At 73.6% G+C, this 26101-nt stretch carries 18 protein-coding genes; 14 read left to right on the forward strand and 4 right to left on the reverse strand.

Features of this window, described 5'->3' with window-relative positions; translation table 11 throughout:
• Window positions 1-74 precede the first annotated feature (74 nt).
• From TNCT1_RS13690 to TNCT1_RS13700, 3 genes are all read left to right on the forward strand, one after another.
• Window positions 75-1067 carry an SMI1/KNR4 family protein gene (locus TNCT1_RS13690; protein ID WP_143631242.1) on the forward strand — a complete coding sequence of 331 codons (993 nt, stop codon included), beginning with the start codon at window positions 75-77 and terminating at the stop codon, window positions 1065-1067.
• A gap of 10 nt (window positions 1068-1077) precedes the next feature.
• Window positions 1078-3921 (forward strand): SUKH-4 family immunity protein, encoded by a 2844-nt coding sequence (locus TNCT1_RS13695; protein ID WP_143631244.1) that lies wholly within the window; start codon window positions 1078-1080, stop codon window positions 3919-3921.
• 201 nt (window positions 3922-4122) lie between these two features.
• Window positions 4123-5058: a cellulose-binding protein gene (locus TNCT1_RS13700; RefSeq protein ID WP_143631246.1), complete on the forward strand. Its 936-nt coding sequence runs from the start codon at window positions 4123-4125 to the stop codon at window positions 5056-5058.
• Window positions 5059-5089: 31 nt separating this feature from the next.
• On the opposite strand, the gene TNCT1_RS13705 is transcribed toward TNCT1_RS13700, so the two are convergent.
• The gene (locus TNCT1_RS13705; protein ID WP_143631569.1) at window positions 5090-6670 is read right to left on the reverse strand and encodes a cation acetate symporter; all 1581 of its coding nucleotides are present in this window, start codon (window positions 6668-6670) and stop codon (window positions 5090-5092) included.
• 53 nt (window positions 6671-6723) lie between these two features.
• A complete protein-coding gene (locus tag TNCT1_RS13710) occupies window positions 6724-7122 on the reverse strand; it encodes a DUF485 domain-containing protein (protein WP_143631249.1) in 399 nt (132 codons plus the stop codon).
• Window positions 7123-7726: 604 nt separating this feature from the next.
• On the opposite strand from TNCT1_RS13710, the gene TNCT1_RS13715 reads away from it, so the two are divergent.
• The 5 genes from TNCT1_RS13715 to TNCT1_RS13735 all read left to right on the forward strand — a co-directional run bounded on the left by TNCT1_RS13715 (window position 7727) and on the right by TNCT1_RS13735 (window position 16836).
• On the forward strand, window positions 7727-8515 hold the full coding sequence (locus TNCT1_RS13715; RefSeq protein WP_143631251.1) for an ABC transporter ATP-binding protein: 789 nt from the start codon (window positions 7727-7729) through the stop codon (window positions 8513-8515).
• Window positions 8512-11091, forward strand: coding sequence for an ABC transporter permease (locus TNCT1_RS13720; protein WP_143631253.1), 2580 nt, complete (start codon window positions 8512-8514; stop codon window positions 11089-11091). The genes TNCT1_RS13715 and TNCT1_RS13720 overlap by 4 nt, the downstream gene beginning before the upstream one ends.
• 223 nt (window positions 11092-11314) lie before the next feature.
• Window positions 11315-14872, forward strand: a complete 3558-nt coding sequence (mfd, locus tag TNCT1_RS13725) for a transcription-repair coupling factor (RefSeq protein ID WP_143631256.1) — start codon at window positions 11315-11317, stop codon at window positions 14870-14872.
• 447 nt (window positions 14873-15319) lie between these two features.
• Complete coding sequence (locus tag TNCT1_RS13730; RefSeq protein WP_143631257.1) at window positions 15320-16042, forward strand: HNH endonuclease family protein; 723 nt, start codon at window positions 15320-15322, stop codon at window positions 16040-16042.
• A 50-nt stretch (window positions 16043-16092) separates the two neighbouring features.
• Window positions 16093-16836 (forward strand): GNAT family N-acetyltransferase, encoded by a 744-nt coding sequence (locus TNCT1_RS13735; RefSeq protein WP_174266278.1) that lies wholly within the window; start codon window positions 16093-16095, stop codon window positions 16834-16836.
• A 24-nt stretch (window positions 16837-16860) separates the two neighbouring features.
• Here TNCT1_RS13735 and TNCT1_RS13740 read toward each other — a convergent pair whose 3' ends face one another.
• Both TNCT1_RS13740 and TNCT1_RS13745 read right to left on the reverse strand, forming a co-directional pair.
• A complete protein-coding gene (locus tag TNCT1_RS13740; protein WP_143631261.1) occupies window positions 16861-17613 on the reverse strand; it encodes a hypothetical protein in 753 nt (250 codons plus the stop codon).
• Between the two features lie 244 nt (window positions 17614-17857).
• Window positions 17858-18559, reverse strand: coding sequence for a hypothetical protein (locus TNCT1_RS13745; RefSeq protein WP_143631263.1), 702 nt, complete (start codon window positions 18557-18559; stop codon window positions 17858-17860).
• 189 nt (window positions 18560-18748) lie between these two features.
• Between TNCT1_RS13745 and TNCT1_RS13750 the strand changes: the two genes are divergently transcribed.
• From TNCT1_RS13750 to TNCT1_RS13775, 6 genes are all read left to right on the forward strand, one after another.
• On the forward strand, window positions 18749-20857 hold the full coding sequence (locus tag TNCT1_RS13750; protein WP_143631265.1) for an N-6 DNA methylase: 2109 nt from the start codon (window positions 18749-18751) through the stop codon (window positions 20855-20857).
• A gap of 147 nt (window positions 20858-21004) precedes the next feature.
• On the forward strand, window positions 21005-21601 hold the full coding sequence (locus tag TNCT1_RS13755) for a hypothetical protein (protein ID WP_143631267.1): 597 nt from the start codon (window positions 21005-21007) through the stop codon (window positions 21599-21601).
• A gap of 38 nt (window positions 21602-21639) precedes the next feature.
• On the forward strand, window positions 21640-23133 hold the full coding sequence (locus tag TNCT1_RS13760; protein WP_268894169.1) for a serine/threonine-protein kinase: 1494 nt from the start codon (window positions 21640-21642) through the stop codon (window positions 23131-23133).
• Window positions 23134-23256: 123 nt separating this feature from the next.
• Complete coding sequence (locus TNCT1_RS13765) at window positions 23257-24084, forward strand: glycoside hydrolase domain-containing protein (RefSeq protein WP_143631271.1); 828 nt, start codon at window positions 23257-23259, stop codon at window positions 24082-24084.
• Between the two features lie 146 nt (window positions 24085-24230).
• Entirely contained in the window at window positions 24231-24878 is a 648-nt protein-coding gene (locus TNCT1_RS13770) for a SurA N-terminal domain-containing protein (protein WP_143631273.1), read from the forward strand.
• A gap of 151 nt (window positions 24879-25029) precedes the next feature.
• Window positions 25030-25998, forward strand: coding sequence for a nucleoside triphosphate pyrophosphohydrolase (locus TNCT1_RS13775; protein ID WP_143631275.1), 969 nt, complete (start codon window positions 25030-25032; stop codon window positions 25996-25998).
• The last annotated feature ends 103 nt before the right edge of the window (window positions 25999-26101 follow it).

The following is a 26101-nucleotide window of genomic DNA, read 5'->3' on the forward strand; positions in this document are numbered from 1 at the left end:
ACCGCTTAGGCTGTCGGCATCCGCGATCGACACCGCCGTTCAGGCCAGAGAGAACGCCGCAGGGGGCAACCGCCATGACGACAGGTCGGCTCGGGCAGGCCGCGCCGCCGAACGCGGCTTATGCCGGGCAGGTCGTGCACTTCCCGGATCCGGTTCGGGCGGCGCGTCACCCGAGAGGGGTACGGGTCGATGAGCATGGTTACCCGGATTTCTCCGCGTACGCGCGCGCGGCGGCGGAGATCGCCGAGCCGCCGGAGGGTTTCGGGGTCGACGAGCTGCGGCTGACGGACTACGTGTCGGCGAACGCGGCGCTGGCGGCGACGGGGCACGAGTTGTGGGACACGGTGCCGGACGTGGCGACGCCGCACGGCTGGACGTGGCATCACGTGGTGGGTTCGCGGCGGCTTGAGCTGGTGCCGGTCGAGGTGAAGGCGCTGCTGCGGCATCACGGCGGGGTGGCGACCACCCGGGTGGACCACGGCAAGCGCGGTACGCGGCCGTTGCAGGAGACGCGTCCGGCGCACTTCGGGCTGCCGAAGTCGGGTGTGGCGGTGACGGAGTCGCAGGTGCAGGGCGTCGAGGAGGACCTGGGGTACCGCCTTCCGGGCGCGTACCGCTCGTTCCTGAAGGCCGCGGGCGGCTGTGCGCCGGTGGGCGCGGCGCTGGACGCGGAGTTGGGGCTGCTGCTGGACCAGCCGTTCTTCACGGTGCGGGACGAGGCCGCGGTCAACGACCTGGTGTACGTCAACAAGTGTCTGCGCGACCACCTGACGAAGGACTATCTGGGCGTCGGTTTCGTGCAGGGCGGTCTGCTCGCGGTGAAGGTGCGCGGGGAGCGAGCCGGTTCGGTGTGGTTCTGCGCGTACGACGACGCGCGGGACGTGGACCCGTCGTGGTCGCCCGCGGAGCGGGTGGAGCGGTTGCTGCTGCCGTGCGGGGACGACTTCGACGTGTTCCTGTCGCGGCTGGCGGGCGATCCGCCGGAGTTGGAGACGGTGGCGAGTCTGATGGTGGACGGCGGTTTCGCGCGTGCCGTTCCGGTGTCTTCCGTGCCGGTGGGGGAGTGAGCTGCGAGCGATGGTGACCTTTGCGCAGGCGCAGGAGCGCGCCGAGGAGTGGATCAACGGTGACGTTCCCGCGTACCAGCATCGCGAGGTGCGGGTGCGGGAGTTCGAGCTGGGCTTCGTGGTGTGGGGCGAGGACCGGGCGGAGGGGCCGCGTTCGGACGCGGGCGGGCAGCGTCTGGTCATCGCGCGGGACAGCGGTGAGGCGACGTTGTGGCCCGCGTTGCCGGTGGGTGAGGTGATCCGCCGGTACGAGGAGGAGTACGGGCGGGTCGACGAGGTGCGGGACGCGGCGCCGGCGCCTGTCGCGGCCCGGGTGGATCTGAACCAGACGTCGTTCTTGCTGAGTCCGCCTGAGTGGTTGCAGGAGGCGGCGGACAAGCTGGGCATTCCGGATCGCCGGTCGGGGGAGTCGTCCGGTGCCGGAGCCGTCGCCGCGGATTCGGGTGCCGGCGCCGCCGGTCCGGCTGCGGCCGGCGGGGCGCTCGCGCGGACGCAGGCGGGGGTGCCGTCCGCGGCGCAGCCGTCGGACGCGGTTCCCGGGGCGCCGGCCGGTGCGGCCGGCGCCGATGTGGCGGGTGGCGCGGGGAGCGGTGCCGCGTGGCCGGCTCCGGGGTCCGGTGCCACGCCGGGTGCGGGGGTGCCGGGTGGGCCCGCGGGTGGGCCCGTCGCGCCGGAAGCGCCCGCAGGGGCCACGCCGTGGGCGGGTACGGACACCAACGCGGATGCCGGTGAGGATCGTTCGGTGCCGTTGCCGGCGACCGTGTTCGCGCCGCCGCTGAGCGGGCCGGGCGTTGACGATGCGCGGCCGCCTGCGGTCGCGGCGGACGCCAAGACGGCGTTGATGTCGGGGGGCAGTCAGCTTCCGCCCACGGCGGTCGGGCCGGCGCTGGGCGCCCAGGAGCAGCGGGGCGCGGGGAACGTTCCGCCGGATGCGCCGGGCAGCGCGCCCGGCGCCCCCGGTGCGCCGGCCGCCGGTGCGGGCGCCGCGCCCGCGCCGCACGGCGGGCCGCCGTACGGCCCTCCGCAGGCGCCGGCGGCACCGGGTACGCCACCCCCGCCCGCGGCAGGGCCGGGCGGCACCCCGCCCCCGCCGCCCGCGGGCGGCACTCCGGCTCCGCCTCCGTACGGCCGTCCGCCGGCGCCGGACGCGCCGCGGCCGCTCGCGCCGAACGCGGGGGACATCGCGGACGCGGCGACGAGCAAGGCCGCGCCGCCGCCGCGCAAGCCGAGTGCCGGACTGGGCGCGCCGCCTCCGCCGCCGGGCGCTCCGGGTACGCCGGGCGCGCGGCCGGGGAGCACGCCTGTGCCGCCCGGTGCTCCGGGTGCTCCGGGTGCGCCCGCCGGCGGGTACGTGCCGACCCAGCTCGTCTCGGCGCTCGGTCCTGAGGGCCCCGGCGCCGCCCCCGGCGCTCCCCAGCCGCCCGGTGCGCCGGGTGCCGCCGGGGGTACGCCGCCCGGTGACGCCCCGCACGCGGCCACGGTGCTGGCGACCCCCGGCATGCAGGTGCCCCCGCCCCCCGGCGCTCCCCAGCCTCCGGGCACCCCGGGTGTCCCCGGCGCGCCCGCCGCCCCGGGTGCCCCAGGGGCTCCCGGTGGTGGGCGCGGTGCGGTGCACCATGCGGAGACCGTGCTTGCGGCGCCGCCCGTGGGCGGTCCGGGAGCGCCTCCGCCGCCTCCGCCGCCGGCGGCCGGTCCGCCCGGCATGCCGCCGGGCGTCCCGGGTGCGCCCGGTGCGCCGCAGCCGATGCCGCCGGGCGCGATGCCGCCCCCGCCCCCGCCCGGCGGTCCGATGCCGCCCCCGCCCGGTGGTCCGATGCCGCCCCCGCCCGGTGGTCCGATGCCGGGTCGGCCTGCCGCGTACGGCTATCCGCAGCAGGGGATGCCGACGGTGGGTCCGGGGTACCAGGCGGTGCTGCGCTACCGGGCGCAGGACGGTTCGGAGCAGCAGCTGATCCGGCGTTCGGCGCCGGGCACGCCGCACCCGGAGTGGCAGATCTTCCACGAGCTGCGGGCGATGAACGTGCCGCCGGACCAGGTGCTGGAGCTGCACACGGAGCTGGAGTCGTGCGAGCTGCCGGGGGCGTACTGCGCGCGGATGATCCGGGAGCAGTGGCCGCAGGCGAGGATCACGAGCATCGCGCCGTACGGCACGGACCACGCGAGCCGGCAGCAGGGCATGCACCAGTTGCTGGCGCACCAGGGCGAGCTGCACCAGGTCGCCGACGGTCCGGCGCGTCCGGCGCCGGTGCGGGCGCCGCTGCCGCCGGTGCAGCCGGCGCCGCCGATCCCGCCGGAGGGGATCGCGCAGGAGCTGGCGGCGGTGTTCGGGCCGGGGGTGTTCCGGTTCGAGCAGCAGGCGGTGTCGCGGCAGGGCGTGCCGCCGATCGTGGCGCACACGCTGGTGGTGGCCGGGCTGCCGGTGGATCTGGGTCCGTTCTTCTGGGCGCAGGCCCAGCCGGGCCGTCCGGTGCCGACGCTGGCGGAGCTGGCGGCGGAGCGCGGGGTGCAGCCGGCGGCGGACGCGGGCTCGTACCTGGTGATGGGCACCGACTTCGGCAAGGCGCTCTGTGTGCAGTACGGGACGGCGAACATCGTGGCCGTTCCGGTGGAGGCCGGGCCGGGCGGTGCGCCGGTGCCGCCGCAGTTCGTGAACACCGGGCTGCCGGAGTTCGCGCGGTGCCTGGCGCTGCTGGGCCGGATGTGGCGGCTTCGGCACGGGCTGAACCAGGAGCAGGCGGGCCGCTGGACGGTGGACTTCCAGGCGCAGCTGGCCGCTCTGGACCCGGCGGCGCTGGGTTCGCCGGAGAGCTGGTGGTCGGTGCTGCTGGAGCAGATGTGGGACGGGCTGCTGTAGTCCGGGCCCGCTGAGTCCCGCTTCCCTCATGCCCTCCACGCGCACGCGTGGGGGGCATGAGTCTTCTCGCGCGCGGCGGCGCGTGCGATCTCGGCCGTGACGTGTCTGCGGAGTGTCGGTTTATGCATACTTACGTCCGGTCTAGCAGGATATGCGCGAAATCATTATGTCGTGTATGTCCGGCGGAGAGGGGCTCCCAGGGTGAGCAGCGCATCGACGACGCCGTACGGCCTCGAGACCGTCCGGGGGCGCGGTTACCGCCCCGACCAGGTCGACGCGTATCTGGAGGCGCTGTCGCTGGACCGGGACGCCGCCTGGGAGCGCGCCGCGCGGCTGACCGTGCTCGCCAAGGACATGGAGGCGGAGGCGGCGCGGCTGCGCGAGGCGGTCGCGGAGCTGGTGCCGCAGACGTACGAGTCGCTCGGGGAGCGGGCGGCGTACCTGTACCGGCTCGCGCTGGAGGAGGCGGCCGAACTGCGCGAGGGGGCGCGGCGGGCGGCGCAGGAGGAGATCGCCGAGGCCGAAGCGTACGCCCGGGACGTGCACCAGGCGGCGCGGGAGGCGGCGGACGCGTCGCGTGCGGAGGCCGTGGAGCACGCCCGCCGGATCGTCCTCGCCGCGCGGGCGGCGGCCGACGAGCTGCGGATCGGCGCGCGGCGCGGGGTGAAGGAACGGCGCGCGGAGGCGCTCGCCGCGCTGCGCGAGGTGCGCGGGCGCATCGAGGGGCTGTCCGCCTCGCAGGCCGGGGAGCAGGCGGAGCGGCTGGCCGCGGTGGAGCGCGAGCTGGCCGAGCGGCTGGCCGCGGCGGAGGCCCGCGAGGCGGAGCGGATCGCGGGCGCGCAGGCCCGGGTCGCGGAGGCGGAGCGGGCGCTCGTGGAGGCCGGGGAGGCCGCGCGGCGCTGCGAGGAGCGGGCGCGGGTGCGGGCCGTCGAGATCGTGGACGAGGCGCACACCCAGGAGAAGCGCATCGCCCAGGAGACGGAGCGGGTGCTGCGCGAGCACAGCGAGATGTGGGACGAGGTCCAGACGCAGATGGACTCCGTGCGCAACAGCATCCTCGTTCTGACGGGCCGGGTGGAACTGGAGCAGGGGGTGCCGTCCGGTCCGGGGCTGCTGGAGCCGGAGGACACCCCCTGACGCGGTGGCGGGGGCGCCGCGCCGGGCCGGCTCAGCCGCCCCTGCGGACCGCGCCCGCCAGGATCCAGCCCTCCACCGCCTCGTACTGGCGCCGCTGTTCCTCCGCCTTGCGGCGGCCGGAGACGACCGTGCCCAGCCAGCCGAAGAAGAAGCCGGCCGGGATGGAGACGATGCCGGTCGTGGTGAACGGGAACCAGTTGAAGTCGGCGTCGGGGAAGGCCGAGACGGGGGAGCCGGAGACGAGGTTGGTGCCCGGCATGAGCAGCAGCACCGTCAGCGAGCCGCCGAGCAGGGTGGCCAGCAGCCCGGCGCGGGTGTAGCGGCGCCAGAAGAGGCCGTAGACGAGCGCGGGCGCGAGGGCGGAGGCGCCCAGGCAGAAGGAGAGCGTCACCAGCGGCTGCAGGCTGTGGTGCTGCACCAGGGTGGCCAGCAGGATCGTGGGCGCTCCGACGGCGAGCGCGGAGAAGCGGGCCAGGGCCATCTCCCGGCGGGCCGGCATCTCCCGCGCCCGGGCGGCGAACACGTCGTGGGCGAGGGAGTTGGCGCAGGCGAGGATCATCCCGGCGACCGAGGCGAGCAGGGTCAGGAAGAGGGCCGTGGTGACCAGGGTGAACAGGAAGCTCTCCGCCGTGGAGACGTCCGCGCCGAACGCGGCCCGTGAGCCCAGCAGGTAGGCGGTGTTGCCCTGCTTGTCGGCCGCCGCGATCGCCGGTCCGCCGACCAGGGCGGTGGCGCCGACTCCGACCACCGTGATGACCAGGACGAACAGCGCCACCAGCGACACCGCCCAGGACAACGAGCGGCGCACCTGGCGGGCGCTGGAGGCGGTGTACATGCGCATGGTGACGTGGGGCAGGCAGGCGCCGCCGAGGACGATGGTCAGCTCCGAGGTGATCATGTCGAGGCGGGCGCCGGGGTGCCCGGCGAACTGCAGCCCGGAGTGCAGGAAGGCCGGTCCCGCGCCGCTCTGCCGCGCCGCCGCCTGGAACAGGGCGCCGGGGTCCCAGTCGAAGCGGTGCAGGATCAGCAGGGCGACGACGGCGCCGGAGCCGACGAGCATCACGATCTTCAGGATCTGGATGAGCGCGGTGCCCTTCATGCCGCCGATGGCCGCGTAGGCGATCATCAGCGTACCGAGGCCCACGACGCAGCCGGTCTTCAGGGACTCGTTGGTGAAGCCCAGGATGAACGCCATGAGCTGTCCGGTGCCGGCGAGCTGCACCAGCATCAGCGGCAGCAGCGAGGCGATCGTCACGGCGCAGGCCGTGATCCGCACGGCCCGGCCCGGCATCCGGCGGGCCAGCGCGTCGCCCATGGTGAACCGGCCCGCGTTGCGCAGCGGTTCGGCCAGCAGGAACATCAGCAGCAGCAGTGACAGGGCGGTGCTGAGGGCGAGTACGACCCCGTCGTAGCCGCACAGGGCGATCACTCCGCCGGTGCCGAGGACGGTGGCCGCGGAGATGTAGTCCCCGGCGATGGCCAGGCCGTTGCGCAGCGGGGACAGGGTGCCGTAGCCGGTGTAGAACTCGTCGAGGTCGTCGCGGTCCGGGCCGGTCATCACGCACAGCAGCAGGGTGATGGTGGCCACGGCGGAGAAGGCGACCAGCGACATGGCCTGGGCGGAGCCGGTGAAGCCGGAGACGGCCGGCGGGAGGGCGTGGGCGGTCACCGCAGCGCTCCCCGCCGCGCGTCCAGTTCGGCCTCCTTGCGGATGCGGTCGGCGAGCGGGTCGACATGGCGGCGGGCGGTGTACTCGTACAGGGCGATCGCCAGCCAGGTGACCGGGAGTTGGAGCAGGGCGAGCAGCAGGCCGGCCGGGATGCCGTCGGCGAGGTCCCGCGTCATGACGTGCGGGGCGTACGCGGACAGCACCAGGAACAGTGTGAAGTAGCCGAGCGCGGTGAGGGTGGCGGTGCGCCGCTGCCAGCGGTAGGCGCCGCGCAGCACGCCCAGGTCGCTGTGGTGGCCGAGGGGTGCGCGGGGCGGGGTGCGGTGCGGACGTACCGGCTCGGGGGGCGCCGGCTGCCAGGGGTAGGGCGGGGGGTGCGGCGGGTCGTAGGACATCCCGGGGCTCCTTGCGTGGCTCGGGTCCGTGGCGGCGGACCGCAGGGAGGTAGGGGGGTGGGTCAGCGGAGTCACGCACGTTACTCGCGGGTTCGGCGGCGCGTGGGCTTTTCGTCAAACTGGCCGGTCGGTATGCGCTTACCGCGCCGAACCGTGTCCCGCCCGTGCCGTCACCCCCGCCGGCCGGCGCGTTCGCGGCGCCGCGACCCGTGCCCGGCGGGCGTGGAACCGCCTCGCCGGCCCGTGACTTGATCCTGACGCCACGGGAGGGTGGAGCCTTGCCGGGCCGGAGGGTGGAGGGACCCCGAGAAGGACTCCACCCGGCGGTGGACGACCCCTAGGGGTATCTCCGTACTCCGGGCCGGGTCGGGTTCGTCCCCCCGGAGGACGAGGAGGGACCCGCCCTGTCCTTAACCTGGCTTTACGCCGCCGGGGGGCGGCTGACCGAACCGACGGGGGTGGGGTTTACCCCCGTACAACAGGGGGCTTCGCACCAGCGCGCGGCACGTGTGCCGCACGCCAGACTCAACGGCGTACCCGGAAGCGGCGCACCGGAACAACGGGGCGCACCCATCGACCTGTCAACCGAAATAGGAGACATACCGTGACATCGGCTGTGACCATTCCCAGGCACGGGAGCACTGGAGGGCCTACGGCCGTTGCCGCGCGGGCCCGGCAGGTCGTCAAGGCGTACGGGTCCGGGGAGACCCGCGTCGTCGCCCTTGACCACGTCGACGTGGACATCGCCCGCGGCGAGTTCACCGCGATCATGGGCCCCTCCGGGTCCGGCAAGTCCACCCTGATGCACTGCCTCGCCGGTCTCGACACGGTGACGAGCGGTCAGATCCACCTGGACGACACCGAGATCACCGGCCTGAAGGACAAGAAGCTCACCAAGCTGCGCCGGGACCGCATCGGGTTCATCTTCCAGGCGTTCAACCTCCTGCCGACGCTGAACGCGCTGGAGAACATCACGCTGCCCATGGACATCGCCGGCCGCAAGCCCGACCGGGCGTGGCTGGACCGGGTGGTGGAGACCGTCGGGCTGGCCGGCCGGCTCAAGCACCGGCCCACCCAGCTCTCCGGCGGCCAGCAGCAGCGCGTCGCCGTGGCCCGCGCGCTCGCCGCCCGGCCGGAGATCATCTTCGGCGACGAGCCGACCGGAAACCTCGACTCGCGCGCCGGCGCCGAGGTGCTGGGCTTCCTGCGCCGCTCGGTGACCGAACTCGGGCAGACCATCGTGATGGTCACCCACGACCCCGTCGCCGCCTCCTACGCCGACCGCGTGCTCTACCTCGCCGACGGCCGGATCGTCGACGAGATGCGCCAGCCGACCGCCGAGCAGGTCCTGGACCGCATGAAGGACTTCGACGCCCGGGGGCGCACGTCATGACCGTGCTGAAGACCTCGATGCGCAATTTCGTCGCCCACAAGGGCCGGATGGCGCTGTCCGCGATCGCGGTGCTGCTGTCGGTGGCCTTCGTCTGCGGGACGCTGGTGTTCACCGACACGATGAACACCACCTTCGACAAGCTGTTCCAGACCACCTCCTCGGACGTCCAGGTCAGCGCCAAGGGCTCCTCCGACACCGGCGAGACGACCTCCCGCACCGGCAAGCCGCCGGTCATGCCCGCCTCCGTGGTCGACGAGGTGCGCGGCGCCAAGGGCGTCGCCGAGGCCGAGGGGACGGTCTTCTCCACCTCGGTCACCGTCGTCGACCGCGGCCTGGACAAGCTCTCCCCGTCCAGCGGCGCCCCGACCATCGTCGGCAGCTGGAACGGCAACGACGCCCGCACCATGAAGATCACCTCCGGTGCGGCGCCCAAGGGCCCGGGCCAGGTCATGGTCGACGCGGACACCGCCGACAAGCACCACCTCGCCCTCGGCGACGAGATCGGCGTCATCACCGCCGTCGGCACGCACCACGCGCGCGTGTCCGGCATCGCCGCCTTCACCGTCACCAACCCCGGCGCGGCCATCTTCTACCTGGACACGAAGACCGCCCAGCAGACCCTGATCGGCCGGACCGGCGTCTACACCAACGTCAACGTCACCGCGGCCAAGGGAGTCAGCGACGCGCAGCTCAAGCGCGACGTCACCGCCGCGCTCGGCCGGGGCTACAAGGTGCAGACCGCCAAGGAGGTCGCCGACGCCAACCAGAAGAGCGTCCAGAGCTTCCTGAACGTCATGAAGTACGCGATGCTCGGCTTCGCCGGGATCGCCTTCCTCGTCGGCATCTTCCTGATCATCAACACCTTCTCCATGCTGGTCGCCCAGCGCACCCGCGAGATCGGCCTGATGCGCGCCATCGGCTCCTCGCGCGGCCAGGTCAACCGGTCGGTGCTCGTCGAGGCGCTGCTGCTCGGCGTGCTCGGGTCCGTGCTCGGTGTCGGCGCGGGCGTCGGCATCGCGGTCGGCCTGATGAAGCTGATGGGCCAGATCGGCATGCACCTGTCCACCGACGACCTGACCGTCGCCTGGACCACCCCTGCCCTCGGCCTGCTGCTCGGTGTCGTCGTCACCGTCCTGTCCGCCTACCTGCCCGCCCGGCGGGCCGGCAAGGTCTCCCCGATGGCCGCGCTGCGCGACGTGGGCGCTCCGGCCGACGCCAGGGCCGGGATCGTACGCGCCGTCATCGGCCTGGTCCTGACCGGCGCCGGCGCCGCCAGCCTCTACGCGGCCGCCGGCGCCGACAAGGCCAAGAGCGGCTCCGGCTGGCTCGGCCTCGGCGTGGTGCTCACCCTGATCGGCTTCGTCGTCATCGGCCCGCTGCTGGCCGGCGGCCTGATCCGGGTCCTCGGCGCGGTCCTGCTGCGGATCTTCGGCCCGGTCGGCCGGATGGCCGAGCGCAACGCGCTGCGCAACCCGCGCCGCACCGGCGCCACCGGCGCCGCGCTGATGATCGGCCTGGCCCTGGTGGCCTGCCTGTCGGTGGTCGGCTCCTCCATGGTGGCCTCCGCCACCGACCAGCTCGACAAGACCGTCGGCACCGACTTCATCATCCAGAACGACAACGGGACCCCCGTCGTCCCGCAGGCCGTGCGGGCCATCAAGTCGACGCCGGGCCTGGCGCGGGTCACCGAGTACCGGCCGACCCTGGCCGACTTCACCACCCCCGACGGCAAGACGCTCAAGGACACCGACATCACCGCGGCCGACCCGACCTACGCGACGGACCTGCGCAAGGAGACCGTCGCCGGTGACCTCAAGGACGCCTACCTGCCCGACTCGATGTCGGTGCACGAGAAGTTCGCCAAGGCGCACGGCATCCACGTCGGCTCGAAGATCAAGGTCGCCTTCAAGGACGGCTCCGCCGCCCGCCTGACGGTCCGCGCCATCACCAGCAGCGACGACGTGATCGACCAGGGCGCCAAGTACACCTCCGTCGCCACGCTCGCCAAGTACGTGCCGGCCGACCGGATGCCGCTGGACCAGCTCGTCTTCGCCAGCGCCGAGGACGGCCGGCAGGACGCCGCCTACAAGGCGCTCCGTTCGGCCCTGCACGAGTACCCGCAGTACACCGTGCGCGACCAGACCGACTACAAGCAGGCGCTGAAGGACCAGATCGGCCAGCTCCTCAACATGATCTACGGCCTGCTGGCGCTCGCGATCATCGTCGCCGTCCTCGGTGTGGTGAACACCCTGGCCCTGTCGGTGGTCGAGCGGACCCGGGAGATCGGCCTGATGCGGGCCATCGGGCTCTCCCGCCGGCAGCTGCGCCGCATGATCCGCCTGGAGTCCGTGGTGATCGCGGTCTTCGGCGCCCTGCTCGGCCTCGGCCTGGGCATGGGCTGGGGCGCGACCGCGCAGAAGCTGCTGGCCCTGGAGGGCCTGAAGGTCCTGGAGATCCCCTGGCCGACCATCGTCACGGTCTTCGTCGCCTCGGCCTTCGTGGGCCTGTTCGCCGCCCTGATCCCGGCGTTCCGGGCGGGCCGGATGAACGTCCTGAACGCGATCGCGACCGAGTAGCCGCCCCGGACGGGGGAGACGGGGCACGGGGGAGCCCGGCGCCGAGAAGTCACGGGGGACTTCTCGGCGCCGGGCGCCGTCCTGCCGCGCCGCGTCCCCGGACCGGGCCGGCGTGTTCACTCCGCCGGGTGACGAGGACGCGGGCGACGTACCCTGGGAACCCCCGGCCCGCCCCGCGTGTCGGGTCATTCGCGTTGCCCATACCCGGACGGAAAGCCTCTCCATGAGCCTGCACGGTCTGCTCGACGCCGTAGTCAAGGACCCCGCCCTCGCCGAAGCGATCGAGGCGGCGGCGGACGGCAACCGCATGCACGTCGACCTGGTCGGTCCCCCCGCGGCCCGCCCCTTCGCGGTCGCCGCCCTGGCCCGCGAGACCGGCCGGCCGGTGCTGGCGGTCACCGCCACCGGACGGGAGGCCGAGGACCTGGCCGCCGCCCTGCGCACCCTGCTGCCCCCGCAGACGGTGGTGGACTACCCCTCCTGGGAGACGCTGCCCCACGAGCGCCTCAGCCCGCGCAGCGACACCGTCGGCCGCCGCCTCGCCGTGCTGCGCCGCCTCGCCCACCCCAGCGCCGACGACCCCGAGACCGGCCCCGTCTCCGTCGTCGTCGCCCCCGTGCGCTCCGTGCTCCAGCCGCAGGTCAAGGGCCTCGGCGACCTGGAGCCGGTGGCCCTGAGAACCGGCCGGAACGCCGACCTGAACGAGGTCGTCGAAGCCCTCGCGGCCGCCGCCTACGCACGCGTCGAACTGGTGGAGAAGCGCGGCGAGTTCGCCGTGCGCGGCGGCATCCTGGACGTCTTCCCGCCCACCGAGGAACACCCGCTGCGCGTCGAGTTCTGGGGCGACGACGTCGAGGAGATCCGCTACTTCAAGGTCGCCGACCAGCGCTCCCTGGAGGTCGCCGAGCACGGTCTGTGGGCCCCGCCCTGCCGTGAGCTGCTGCTCACCGAGGACGTCCGCACGCGCGCGCGTGCGCTCGCCGAGGAGCACCCGGAACTGGGCGAACTGCTGAACAAGATCGCCGAGGGCATCGCGGTCGAGGGCATGGAGTCCCTCGCCCCCGTCCTGGTCGACGACATGGAGCTGCTGCTCGACGTGCTCCCCGGCGGCGCCATGGCCGTCGTCTGCGACCCGGAGCGGGTCCGCACCCGCGCCGCCGACCTCGTGGCCACCTCCCAGGAGTTCCTGCAGGCATCCTGGGCCGCCACGGCGGGCGGCGGACAGGCGCCCATCGACGTCGGCGCGGCCTCCCTGCGGTCCATCGCCGACGTCCGGGAACGCGCGCGCGAGCTGGACATGATGTGGTGGTCGGTGTCGCCGTTCGCGGCCGACGAGACGCTCGCCTCCGCCGCCGACACGGCCGGCGACGCGGACACCCTCAAGCTCGGCATGCACGCCACCGAGACCTACCGCGGCGACACCGCCCGGGCCCTCGCCGACACCAAGGGCTGGCTCGCCGACGGCTGGCGCACCGTCTTCGTCACCGAGGGCCACGGCCCGGCCGCCCGCACCGTCGAGGTGCTCGGCGGCGAGGGCATCGCCGCCCGCCTGGACGTCGACCTCGGCGAGCTGAGCCCCTCCGTGGTGCACGTCGCCTGCGGCTGCATCGACTACGGCTTCGTCGACCCGGCGCTGAAGCTGGCCGTCCTCACCGAGACCGACCTCACCGGCCAGAAGGCCGCCGGCCGCGACGGCGCCCGGATGCCGGCCCGCCGCCGCAAGACCATCGACCCGCTCACCCTGGAGCCGGGCGACTACATCGTCCACGAGCAGCACGGCGTCGGCCGCTACATCGAGATGGTGCAGCGCACCGTGCAGGGCGCCACCCGCGAGTACCTGGTCGTGGAGTACGCCCCCGCCAAGCGCGGCCAGCCGGGCGACCGCCTCTACATCCCCACCGACCAGCTGGAGCAGATCACCAAGTACGTCGGCGGCGAGGCGCCCACCCTGCACCGCCTCGGCGGCGCCGACTGGACGAAGACCAAGGCGCGCGCGAAGAAGGCCGTCAAGGAGATCGCCGCCGACCTGATCAGGCTCTACAGCGCCCGCATGGCCGCCCCCGGCCACGCCTTCGGCGCCGACTCGCCCTGGCAGCGCGAACTGGAGGACGCCTTCCCCTACGCCGAGACCCCCGACCAGCTCACCACCATCGCCGAGGTCAAGGAGGACATGGAGAAGTCCATCCCCATGGACCGCCTGATCTGCGGCGACGTCGGCTACGGCAAGACCGAGATCGCGGTGCGCGCCGCCTTCAAGGCCGTGCAGGACGGCAAGCAGGTCGCCGTGCTGGTGCCCACCACCCTGCTGGTGCAGCAGCACTTCGGCACCTTCTCCGAGCGGTACGCGCAGTTCCCGGTGAGCGTGAAGGCCCTCTCCCGCTTCCAGACCGACACCGAGGCCAAGGCCGTGCTGGAGGGGCTGAAGGAGGGTTCGGTGGACGTCGTCATCGGCACCCACCGCCTGTTCTCCTCCGAGACCAAGTTCAAGGACCTCGGACTGGTCATCGTCGACGAGGAGCAGCGCTTCGGCGTCGAGCACAAGGAGCAGCTCAAGAAGCTCCGCGCCAACGTCGACGTCCTGACCATGTCGGCCACCCCGATCCCGCGCACCCTGGAGATGGCGGTCACCGGCATCCGGGAGATGTCCACCATCACCACCCCGCCCGAGGAGCGGCACCCCGTCCTCACCTTCGTCGGACCGTACGAGGAGAAGCAGATCGGCGCCGCCGTCCGCCGTGAACTGCTGCGCGAGGGCCAGGTCTTCTACATCCACAACCGGGTCGAGTCGATCGACCGGGCGGCGGCGCGCCTGCGCGAGATCGTCCCCGAGGCGCGGATCGCCACGGCTCACGGCCAGATGTCGGAGTCCGCGCTGGAGCAGGTCGTCGTCGACTTCTGGGAGAAGAAGTTCGACGTGCTGGTCTCGACCACCATCGTCGAGTCCGGCATCGACATCTCCAACGCCAACACCCTCATCGTGGAGCGCGGCGACAACTTCGGCCTGTCCCAGCTCCACCAGCTCCGCGGCCGCGTCGGCCGGGGCCGGGAGCGGGGCTACGCCTACTTCCTGTACCCGCCGGAGAAGCCGCTGACGGAGACCGCGCACGAGCGTCTCGCCACCATCGCCCAGCACACCGAGATGGGCGCGGGCATGTACGTCGCCATGAAGGACCTGGAGATCCGCGGCGCCGGAAACCTGCTCGGCGGCGAGCAGTCCGGGCACATCGCGGGCGTCGGCTTCGACCTGTACGTGCGCATGGTCGGCGAGGCCGTCGCCGACTACCGGCGGCAGCTGGAGACCGGCGAGATCGAGGAGGAGCCGCCGCTCGAGGTCAAGATCGAGCTGCCGGTCGACGCGCACGTCCCGCACGACTACGCCCCCGGCGAGCGGCTTCGCCTGCAGGCGTACCGCGCCATCGCCTCCGCCAACTCGGAGGAGGACGTCAAGGCGGTCCGCGAGGAACTCACCGACCGCTACGGCAAGCTGCCCGAGCCGGTGGAGAACCTGCTGCTGGTGGCCGGGCTGCGGATGCTCGCGCGGGCGTGCGGCGTCGGCGAGATCGTGCTGCAGGGCAACAACATCCGCTTCGCGCCGGTCGAGCTGCGCGAGTCGCAGGAGCTGCGGCTGAAGCGGCTGTACCCGGGCACGGTCATCAAGCCGGCCGCCCACCAGGTCCTGGTGCCCCGCCCGAAGACCGCGAAGGTCGGCGGCAAGCCGCTCGTCGGCCGCGAACTGCTGGGCTGGGTCGGCGAGTTCCTGGCCTCGGTCCTGGGGTCGTAGCCGCGCGGCCGCGGGGCGGTGAGCGGTCGGCCTCCCGCCTCGCGGCCGGGCTCCTGTCCTGCGGCGGGTCTCTCGCTCCGGGGCGGGGCTCCTGTCCCGCGGCCGGTCTCCCGCCCTGCGGCGGGTCTCCCGTTCCGGGGCCGGTCTTTCGTCCCGCGGCCGGTCTCCCGTTCCGGGGCCGGTCTTTCGTCCCGCGGCCGGTCTCCCGTCCCGCGGCCGGTCTCCCGTCCCGCGGGCGGTCTCCTGCCCCGCGACCGGTCTCCCGTTGGGGCCGGGCTCGTGGACGGCGGCCGGTGACGTCTCGCCGAATCGCGCGAACATAGTCCCTATTACGGCGGTCGCGCCCCTTTGGGTCCCATCTGCTCTGCGCCGAACGCCCGTTACGGTGGACGCGGACACGATCCGCCCGCAGATCAGGGCGGACAGGGCGAGCAAGGGGGACGCACCGTGACGCGTCTGAGGGGCGGGGCGGCCATCGCCGCGGCGGTCGTCGTGGCGGTCTCCGTGGCCGGCTGCAAGAGCGACGAGATCGGCGGGGCCTCCGGGCCGCAGGAGAAGGGGCGCGGGGGAGCGGCCCTGGCCGCCGCGGACTCGCTGACTGTCAAGGGCCGCGCCCCCAAGACCGGCTACTCCCGTGAGCGGTTCGGCTCCGCCTGGGCCGACACCGACTCCAACTCCTGCGACACGCGCGACGACATCCTCAAGCGCGACCTGGAGAAGGTGCGGTTCACCGACGGCGACTGCAAGGTCTCCTACGGGCTGCTGGCGCCCGACCCCTACTCGGGCAAGGACATCACCTACCAGCGCGGCCGCAGCCAGGTCGACATCGACCACCTCGTCGCCCTCTCGGACGCCTGGCAGAAGGGCGCCAAGTACTGGGAGCCCGGCAAGCGCATAGCCCTCGCCAACGACCCCCTCAACCTCCTCGCGGTCGACGCGAGCACCAACCGCGGCAAGGGCGACGGCGACACGGCCACCTGGCTGCCGCCCGACAAGGGCTACCGCTGCACGTACGTCGCCGCCCAGGTGGCGGTGAAGAAGAAGTACGGCCTGTGGGTCACCGCCGCAGAGAAGAGCGCGATGAAGAAGGTGCTCGCCACCTGCCCCGACCAGAAGCTCCCCACGGGCGGCAACCCCACGAACGCCCCGGAGCGCTTCAAGGCCCGCTGAGCGGCAAAACCGGTTCCCCGGGGCGGTCCGCACCGCCTACGGTGACCGGCATGGACGTGAAGGTGACCAGCCTCGCCGAGCGGCCCGACCGGCTCGCGGCGGTGCTCGCGATGGCCGACACCTGGCCCGAGTTCGTGACCAACGACCCCGTGGGCAACGCCCACTACGGCCGCATCCCCACCGAGCTGCCCGAGTACGCGCTGTTCGCCCAGGACGCGCGCGGCGAGGTCGTCGCCCACGCCTACAGCGTCCCCTTCCGCCTCGACGCCGAGGGCCGCGGGACCCTGCCCGCCCGGGGCTGGGACCAGCTCCTGCTGTGGGCCTTCGCCGACCTGCGCCGCGGCACCCGCCCCGACACGGTCGGCGCGATCTCCGTCGTCGTCGCCCCGCACGCCCAGGGCCACGGTCTGTCCGCCGTCATGCTCTCGGCGATGCGGGACAACGCCCGCGCCCGGGGCTTCCGCGAGGTCGTCGCTCCGGTGCGGCCCAGCGCCAAGCACCGCGAACCGCGCACGCCGATCGCCGAGTACGCCCACCGGGTCCGCCCGGACGGCCTGCCGGAGGACCCGTGGCTGCGCGTGCACGCACGCGCCGGCGCCGCCGTGGACCGCGTCGCCACGGCCTCCATGACCGTCGGCGCCTCCCTGGAGGAGTGGCGCCGCTGGACCGGACTGCCCTTCGACACCCGGGGGGACGTGGAGGTGCCCGGCGCGCTGGTCCCGGTCCACTGCGAACCGGAGCACGGCTACGCCGTCTACGTCGAGCCCAACGTCTGGATGCGGCACCCGCTGTGACCCGGCGCCGGGCCCGGCCCGGACTCAGCCGCCCAGGGCGTCCAGGTCGATGATCTTCCCGGCGGGCTTGCGGGCCGGCACCGGCTTGTCGTAGTCGCCGAAGGACAGGCGCACCGGCTCCTTGGCGCCGGGCGCGCTGTCGACCCGCAGCAGGTACGGCTTGCCCTCGGTCGCCACGTAGAGCGTGTAGCGGTCCTTGCCGTCCTTCTCGTGCAGCACGATCGCCGGGGTGCCGTCGACGGTGGTGGTCCCGCCGCGGGTGGCGTCCGAGCTGACGTCACCCGCGCCCGCCAGCACGGAGTTCAGGTCGCAGAAGCCGGCGATGTCCTTGGCGTCCTGCCCCTTCACCGCCATCTTGGTCCACTTCCCGGCCAGCATGTTCACCGCCGCGTCCGTGTCGGCCTTGGACTCGCCCTCGCTCTGGGCGCGCAGGAACGCCTCGTCGTACTTCATGTAGACGGTGCTGCCGGTCTTGATCAGGTCGGCCTTGCCCTGGCCGCCCATGCTCATCGTCCCGGCGCACTCGCCCTTCTTGTCCAGGGCCATGTCGAGCCCGATCGTGCCCTTGCTCTCGTCGTCGGCGACCTCGCCCTTCATCCGCAGCGACGCGGCCCCGGTGGTCGCCTTCAGGGCGCGGTCGGCGATCTGGCCGCCGCTCAGCCCGGCGAACGGCCCCTTCGGCTTGCTGTCCGCCTTGTCCTGCCCCGGCAGACAGCCGGTGATTCCCGCGGTGGCCGCGGTGATGAGGCAGATGGCGGCAAGTGCGGTTCGGCGCATGACAGTTCCTTGCTGGGAGAAGTGGAGTGGAGCGGGTGGTGGTGACGAGTGGCACGGAGCGCGTGTGGTGCGTGCGTGATGCGGTGCTTGCGTGATGTGGTGCGTGCGTGATGCGGTGCGCCGGCGTGGCACCGGCGCGGTGAGGCGACGGTGCGGTGCAGCGACGGCGCGCCCGGTGGTGCGGGCCGGTGCCGGTCCACGTCCCGGTCCCGGCCCTGTGCGGCGGCGGCGGTGAACGGGACGGTCAGGCCGTCTTCTTCCAGTTCCCGCAGCCGGTGGTCTTGAAATAGGCGTCGCCGGCGGCGATGGTGACGACGGCCGTGCCCTTCACGTTGTTGTTGGCGATGATCGAGTCGAGCCCGTGCTCGGCGTCCTTGGCGCGCTCCCAGTAGCAGGAGCCGTCGCTGTTGCCGGCCGACCGGTAGGTGCCGGGCGCGATGTCGGCGCCGACCTTGAACATGCCGCCGTCGCCGTCCATGGAGGAGGCGGGCGAGCCCTTCGCCTTCCCGGCGACGGCCTCCCAGTCGGCGCAGCCGTTCGACTTGAACAGCTTGTCGCCGGCCTTGACGGTGACGTAACTCGTGCCCGAGACGTTGTCGTTGGCCAGGATGGAGTCCATCTCGCCCGAGGCGTCCTTGGCCCGCTCCCAGTAGCACGTGCCGTCGGTGTTGCCGGTCGTGCGGTAGGTGCCGGGTTTGATGTCGGAGCCGACCCGGAACTCGCCGTCGCCCTCGAAGGCGGCCTTCCTCTTCGCACCGGCCTTGCCGCCGGAGTCCTTACCGGCGCCCGAGTCCCGCTCGGCGCCGGGCCGGTGCGCGGTGGACGCCGAGGCGTCCTTGCCGCTGCCGGAACCGCCGTTCTTGCTGTCGTCGGCGTTGGCGGACACGGCGGCGATGACGGCGACCCCTACGACCGCGCCCAGCGCGATCTTGCCCTTCATGCCCATGGCGGAACCCCTCCCCGGTACGGCGACCGCCCCCTCCGGCTGGCCGCTCGTTCGCTGGGTCAATAAGACCAGAGCCTGTGAACCGAGTCAACACGGTTCACAGATGGAGAGTGATACACGTCCGTGAATGCGGTCGCCCCGTGTACGTCGGTATGCTCGGCGCACAACGGAACGAGGGGAGCGGGGCCGGTGCAGGACAACGCGACAGAGGTGACCGCCGCCGGTATCGCGCGGCTCGCCGGAGTGGGCCGCGCCGCCGTCAGCAACTGGCGCCGCCGCCACGCCGACTTCCCCAAACCGGTCGGCGGCACCGAGACCAGCCCGTCCTTCGCGCTCGCCGAGGTGGAGGCCTGGCTGCGCGAGCAGGGCAAGCTCGCCGAGGTCCCGCTGCGCGAACGCGTCTGGCAGCAGCTCGCCGGGCACCCCGAGGGGCCGGTCACCGCGCTGGTGCACGCGGGCTGCGTGCTGCTGCTCATCCACGAGAGGCCCACCGCCTGGCTGGACGTGAGCGCCGGTTCCGACGAGCGGCTGGCCGCGATGCTGCCGGGCGCGCTGGAGCGGGTGCTGGGTGTGAACACACCGCTTCCCGTGAACACCGGCGACCCCGTGAACACCGGCGGCCCCGCTCACAGTGCGCCCTCCGCCCACACTCCCGACATCCCAGCCCACACCCCCGCGCTGCGCACCCCGACCGGCCCGCAGCTCCTGCCGTCCGCCCCCTTCCTTCGCGGTGCCGCCGAACTGGCCGCCGGGACGGGCACGCGGCAGACCTTCGAGTTCCTGCTGGGCCGGCACCTGGACGCCAACCCGCGCCAGTACACGCTCACCCCGGCCGGACTGGCCCGGCTGATGGCCGACCTCGCCGGCCCCGCCCGCACCGTCCTCGATCCGGCCTGCGGCACCGGCGCCCTGCTGTGCGCCGCGGGCGACCGCGCCGGCCAGGAGCTGTACGCCCAGGACGGCGCCCCCGGCCTCGCCGCCCTCACCGCGCTGCGCCTGAGGCTGCGGTCCCGCGCCACCGTGCACGCCGCCGCCGGCGACACCCTGCGCGCCGACGCCCACCCCGAGCTGCGCGCCGACGCCGTGCTGTGCCACCCGCCGTTCAACGAGCGCAACTGGGGCCACGACGAACTCGCCTACGACGCCCGCTGGGAGTACGGCTTCCCGGCGCGCACCGAGTCCGAGCTGGCCTGGGTGCAGCACGCGCTGGCCCGGCTGGCCGACGGCGGCACCGCCGTGCTGCTCATGCCCCCGGCCGCCGCCTCCCGGCGCTCCGGGCGCCGGATCCGCGCCGACCTGCTGCGCCGGGGCGCGCTGCGCGCCGTCGTCGCGCTGCCGGTCGGGGCGGCGCCGCCGTACAACATTCCGCTGCACGTGTGGGTGCTGCGCAGGCCCGACCGGACGCCCGCCGCGCCCGAGGTGCTGCTCGCCGACACCGGGCGGTTCGCCGGCGGGGCGCGCGGCGGCCCGGACTGGCAGGCGGTGCGGGAGGCCGTGCTCGACGCCTGGCACGCATTCGAACGCGCCGGGCGGCTGGCGGAGCGGCCGGGGCTCGCCCGGTCCGTGCCGGTCATCGAACTCCTCGACGACGACGTGGACCTGGCCCCCGCCCGCCATCTGCCGCCCGCGGCGGCCGCCGACGGCGCCGAGCAGCTCACGGCGGTGCGCGAGCGCCTCGGCGAGACCCTGCGGCTGACCGCCGACCTCACCCCGCCCCCGGTCGACCCGGCGCCGCCGGCGCGCTGGCCGCTCACCACCGTCGGCGAACTCGCGCGCGGAGGCACGCTGGTGCTGCGCACCGGCGGGACCGGCGGCCGCGCGCGCGTGCCCGTCCTCACCGACCACGACGTGCTCGCCGGAACGGCGCCCTCCGGAACGCTGCCGGAGAGCGACGAGGAAGCCGTGCTGACGGAACCGGGCGACGTCGTCGTGCCGGTGCTCGGCGGCGGCTCGGTGGCCCGGGTGATCGACGAGGCGACGCGGGGCGCCGCGCTGGGCCGCAACCTGGTGCTGCTGCGGCCCGATCCGGCGGCGCTCGACCCGTGGTTCCTCGCCGGCTTCCTGCGTGGCACTGCCAACCACCGCCAGGCCAGCAGCTACGCCTCCACGGCCACCCGACTGGACGTGCGCCGCCTGCAGCTTCCCCGGCTCCCGTTCGGCGAACAGCGGCGCTACGGCGAGCGGTTCCGCGCCCTCGACGAGTTCGAGCGGGCCGTGCGGCACGCGAGCCGGCTCGGGGAGCAGCTGGTGCGCGGGATGTACGACGGGCTCACGGACGGCACCGTCGCGCCGGATTGACGGTGTGGCCGGACAACGGTTCGGTACAACCCGGACCGCTTGTCCGTGCCTGGCCATATGCTCGAAGTGACCATCGCACGAGTGGTGTCAGCCCGGCGGAGCACACCGGGCGGACAGGCACGCCCATTTCAGGCATCAGGAGCAGCCATGCAAGGCCACGGCTACGCACAGCCGGTGAAGCAGCCGCCGCACAACGCGTGGCTGGTCCTCGTGCGGGTGCTGCTGGTGGCGTTCGGTGTCCTCAGCGCCGGCTTCCTGGCCTGGGCGATGCTGCTGCGGCTGGCCGCCGTCACGCGCAGGTCCCTGGACTGGGGCCTGTTCGTGGCCGGGCTGGCGGCCGACATCCTCGCCGTCGTCCTGGTGGGCAGCGAGCCCGGCGACGAGGTCCACACCCCCGGCGGCTACGTGGGCATGACGCTGCTGCTCGGCGGCCTGGTGGTCATCACCGTGTACTACCTGGTCGCGGAGATCCGCCACTACCAGCGGCTGCGCCAGACGTACGGGGGCGCAACGGCGTCCGGCTACGGATACCCGGGGCCGGTGTCGCCCTTCCACGCGACGACCGTGCCGCAGACCCCCGTGCCCGCGCCGCCCGTGCCGCACCACACGCCCGTGCCGCAGCACCCGCCGGTCGCCTCGCCGCCGCAGCGCCCGGCGCCCGCCCGCATCGACCAGGTGCGTGCCGAACTGGACGAGCTGAGCGACTACCTGCGCAAGCAGGACGGCCACGAGGGCGGACGGTGAGCGTGGCGGCGGGACGTGTCGTCGCCGGACGCTACGAACTGTCCACGCTCATCGGCCAGGGCGGCATGGGCCAGGTGTGGACGGCGTACGACCGGCGGCTGGACCGGCGGGTGGCGGTGAAGCTGCTGCGCCCCGACAAGGTCGCCGGGCAGGAGGCCGACGAACTGCGCCGCCGCTTCGTGCGCGAGTGCCGGGTGACCGCGCAGGTCGACCACCCCGGCCTGGTCACGGTCCACGACGCGGGCAGCGAGGGCGAGGAGCTGTTCCTCGTCATGCAGTACGTCGACGGCGCCGACCTCTCCGACCACCTCGCCGAACACGACCCGTACCCGTGGCAGTGGGCGGTGGCGGTGGCCGCGCAGCTGTGCGCCGTGCTGAGCGCGGTGCACGCCGTGCCGATCGTGCACCGGGACCTGAAACCGCGCAACGTCATGGTGAAGCAGGACGGCACGGTCACCGTCCTCGACCTCGGCGTGGCCTCCGTCATGGACACCGACACCACCCGCCTCACCCACACCGGCTCCCCGATCGGCTCGCCCGCCTACATGGCGCCCGAGCAGGCCATGGGCGGCGCGGTCGGCCCGTACACCGACCTGTACGCGCTCGGCGTGCTGATGCACGAACTGCTCAGCGGAGACGTGCCGTTCGCCGGCTCCACCGCGCTCGGCGTGCTGCACCGGCACCTGTACGAGCCGCCGGTGCCGGTGCGCCGCATCCGCCCCGAGGTCCCCGAGGCGCTGGAGTCGCTCGTGCTGCGCCTGCTGGCGAAGGACCCGCAGCACCGGCCGGACTCCGCGCAGGAGGTCTACGAGCACCTGTCGCTGCTGCTGCCCGCGCGCGGCATGCCCACCGGGGCGCCGCTGGACCCGACGCGTCCCTTCCTGCGCCCGCACGCCCCCTGGCCGGACCGCGCCCGCACGCCCGCGCCGCGGCCCGCCCCCGTCGCGCCCGCGCCCGCGGTGGCCGGGAAGCCCGACGTCGCCGCGGCCGTCGACGAGGTCAAGCGCCTGCTCGGGGAGGGCCGCATCACCCAGGCCGTGGACATACTCGGCGCGATCCTGCCAGCCGCTGCCGAACAGCACGGCGAGCGCTCCCCGGTGGTGCGCACCCTGCGCAAGCAGTACGCGGCCACCCTCCTGGACGACGGCCAGTACCGGCGCGCGCTGCCCGAACTGCGCCGCCTCGCCGACGAACGCGCCGCCGAGGCCGGCCAGGCCGACCCGCAGTCGCTGCGCTTCCGCTACGAGGCGGCCCAGTGCCTGGAGCAGCTCGGCGAACCGGCGGCGGCGCTCGCCGAGTACCGCGCGCTGCTGCCGTACTACGAGAACCAGTACGTGTCCGGCGACCCCCAGCTCGCCCACGACGTGCGCCGCCGCATCGGCCACCTGCTGCTCGCCCTCGGCGACCGCCCGGCCGCCCACGACACGCTGGCGCGGCTGCTGATGGACGTCGAGCGCTTCCGCGGCCCCGGCGACCCGCTGGCCGCGGAGATCCGCCGGACCCTGCAGTGGCTGGGACAGGTGCGCGGCTAGTCTTTGCCGTCGCCTGAGGGATTCTTGTGCGCTACAAGGGATCATGTTTCCCGAACGCAGGACCGGCACCAGGTAGGTTGCCGTTCGTTTTTGCCACGCACTTTTGAGCAGGGGTGGGGTTCCATGGCCGGCCACCGGCAGTCGAAGAGGCGCAGGTACATCACGTGGGGCGTGGCGGGCGCCGCCGTCGTCGCGGGCGCCGGCATCGCCGCGCAGACCTCGATGGCCGCCACCTCCTGGCCCGCGCAGAAGACGTTCACCGGCCGCGCCTTCGACACCTGCACCGCGCCCTCCAAGGCGACGATGAAGGCCTGGCACACCGGTTTCTACGGCGCGGCGGCCGTCTACGTGGGCGGCAAGAACCGCGGCTGCGCCCAGCCCAACCTGACCTCGTCCTGGGTGACGTACGTCAGCGGCCTCGGCTGGAAGCTCATACCGATCTACGTCGGCGCCCAGCCGCCGTGCCAGACCGGCTCCAACCCGGAGAAGCTCACCGCGTCCACCGCCGCGTCCCTCGGCACCAGTGACGCCAAGGACGCCGTGGCCAAGGCCGCCGCGCTCGGCATGAAGCCCGGCAGCGCGATCTACCTGGACATGGAGCCGTACGACGTCACGAACAAGTCGTGCAACGACGCCGTGCTCACCTACGTCCGCGCCTTCGACAAGGAGCTGCGCGTCAAGACGTACCGCGCCGGCTACTACGGCTTCACCAGCTCCAGCGCCAAGGCCGTCGCCACCGCGAGCGACAAGACCGACCTGCCGGGCAACCTCTGGTACGCGCTGTGGGACAAGAAGAACACTACGACCTCGGACTGGCCCTGGGGCGCCACCCAGTTCACCGGCCACAGCCGCGCCCACCAGTACATGGTCAACAGCAAGGAGTCGCACGGCGGCGTCACGCTCACCGTCGACCGTGACGCCTGGGACGCGCCGGTGGCCATCACCGGCTGACCCGCACCCCGGTCCGGGGCGGCGCGGCGGTGCCCGAAGCGGCTGCGAATCGTTGGTCGAATGGGTTGGCCACAGGCTGCCCACTGCCTAACATCGATCACCGCAAGACTTTGTGCACCGCCGCACAAACTCCCTGGGAGGTCTCCTTGCACCGCCGTCGTCGCACCGCGCTCCTCCTCTCCGCCGCGATCGCCGCCGCGGCACCCGTCCTGACCGCCTGCGGAAGCGAGGCGCACCCGGGCGCCGCCGCGGTCGTCGGCGGGCAGCGGATCACCGTGGCCCAGCTCGAGGGCCGGGTCGGCGAGGTACGCCGGGCGCAGCGGGCCGCGGTGCAGGACGAGACCCAGTACCAGCAGGTCCTCGCCTCCACCGGCAGCCTCACCCGGGACACCCTGCACAACATGGTCCTGGACCGGGTGCTGCACCGTGCCGCTCAGGACGAGGGGATCGCGGTCACCCGCAAGGAGGTCTCCCGGATGCGGGCCGGCCTGGAGCAGCAGGCCGGCGGGGCCAAGGGCCTGGAGACCGCCTGGCTGCAGAAGTACGGCATCGCGCCCGGCCGCCTGGACGACAACCTCCGGCTGCAGCTGGAGGCGCAGAAGCTCGCCGCGAAGCTCGGCACCGACACCACCCAGCCCGCCTTCTGGAAGGCCCTGTCCAAGGCCTCGCAGGAGCTGCACGTCGACCTCAACCCGCGCTACGGCTCCTGGGACGTGCGCAAGAGCACCCGGGTGGACGCCAAGACGCCCTGGGTGCGGGAGGTCACGACGACCGGGTCGGGGCAGCAGGCCTAGCGGGCCGGCGGAACGGTACGGCAGCGGGCAGCAGGCCGGCGGGTCTTCGCACAGCGGGTCGGCGGGCGCTGGTCGGTCATACGATCACACGCCGCCCCCGCCCTGTGGACAACCGATCCCGCCGTTCCCGCCCGTGGGTTACGTTCGGATCGTGAACACAACCAGCCCCGAAGCCGCCCCCGGCCGCATCGTCCTGCTCACCACCAGCCACCGTGTCGCGCCCGGCCTGCTGTCCTGGCCCGCCTGGCAGGCGCTGCGCGCCGCCGACGCCGTGCTGTGCGCGGACGGCGCCCATCCGCAGCTTCCGTATCTGCGGGAGGCCGGGATAACCGTGGCGCAGGCGTCCCCCACCGCGCAGGAGCTGGTCGACGCCTGCGCGGGCGGGCGGACGGTGGTGGTCGTGGCCACCGGCGAGGGGGAGCCCGCCCTCACCGACGGCCTCGCCCGCCTCGCCGGTTCCGGCCGGTTCCGGATGCCCGAGCTGGAGCTGCTGCCCGCCTCCTACGACCTGCCCGGCGCGCGCCTCCTCGACCTCGTCCAGGTCATGGACCGCATCCGCCTGGAGTGCCCCTGGTCGTCCCGGCAGACCCACCTGGGCCTGGCGAAGTACGGCATCGAGGAGGCGTACGAGCTGGTCGAGGCGATCGAGGCCGGTGACCGCGAGGAGCTCCGCGAGGAACTGGGCGACGTCCTGCTCCAGGTCGTCTTCCACTCCCGCATCGCCGAGGAGGACCCCGAGGCGCCGTTCTCCGTCGACGACGTGGCCGGCGGCATCGTCGCCAAGCTGATCCACCGCCACCCGCACGTCTTCGGCGACGAGACGGCCGAGACCCCGGAGGACGTCAAGGAGCACTGGCTGCGCACCAAGGCCGAGGAGAAGCGGCGCACCTCGGTCACCGAGGGCGTCCCCCTCGGCCAGCCCGGCCTCGCCCTCGCCGCCAAGCTCGCCTCCCGCACCCGCACGGCGGGCCTGGAGGTGCTCCTGCCCGAGGGCGAGGGCATCGGCTACGAGCTGCTGGCCCTGGCCGTCCGGGCGGAGGCGGACGGCGTGGACCCGGAGGCGGCACTGCGGGCGGCGGCACGGGTGTACCGGGACGCGATACGGGCCGCCGAGAGCTGACCCCCGCCGCGGACCGCCCGGCGCCGGGGACGCGGCGCCCCTCTCCCTCCCGCGCGCGTGCGGCCAGGGGGCGTGTGCGAAACCGTGGTTGAGCAAGGGTGCC

Origin of the sequence: Streptomyces sp. 1-11, from assembly GCF_007176755.1 — a bacterium.
Lineage (GTDB): Bacteria > Actinomycetota > Actinomycetes > Streptomycetales > Streptomycetaceae > Streptomyces.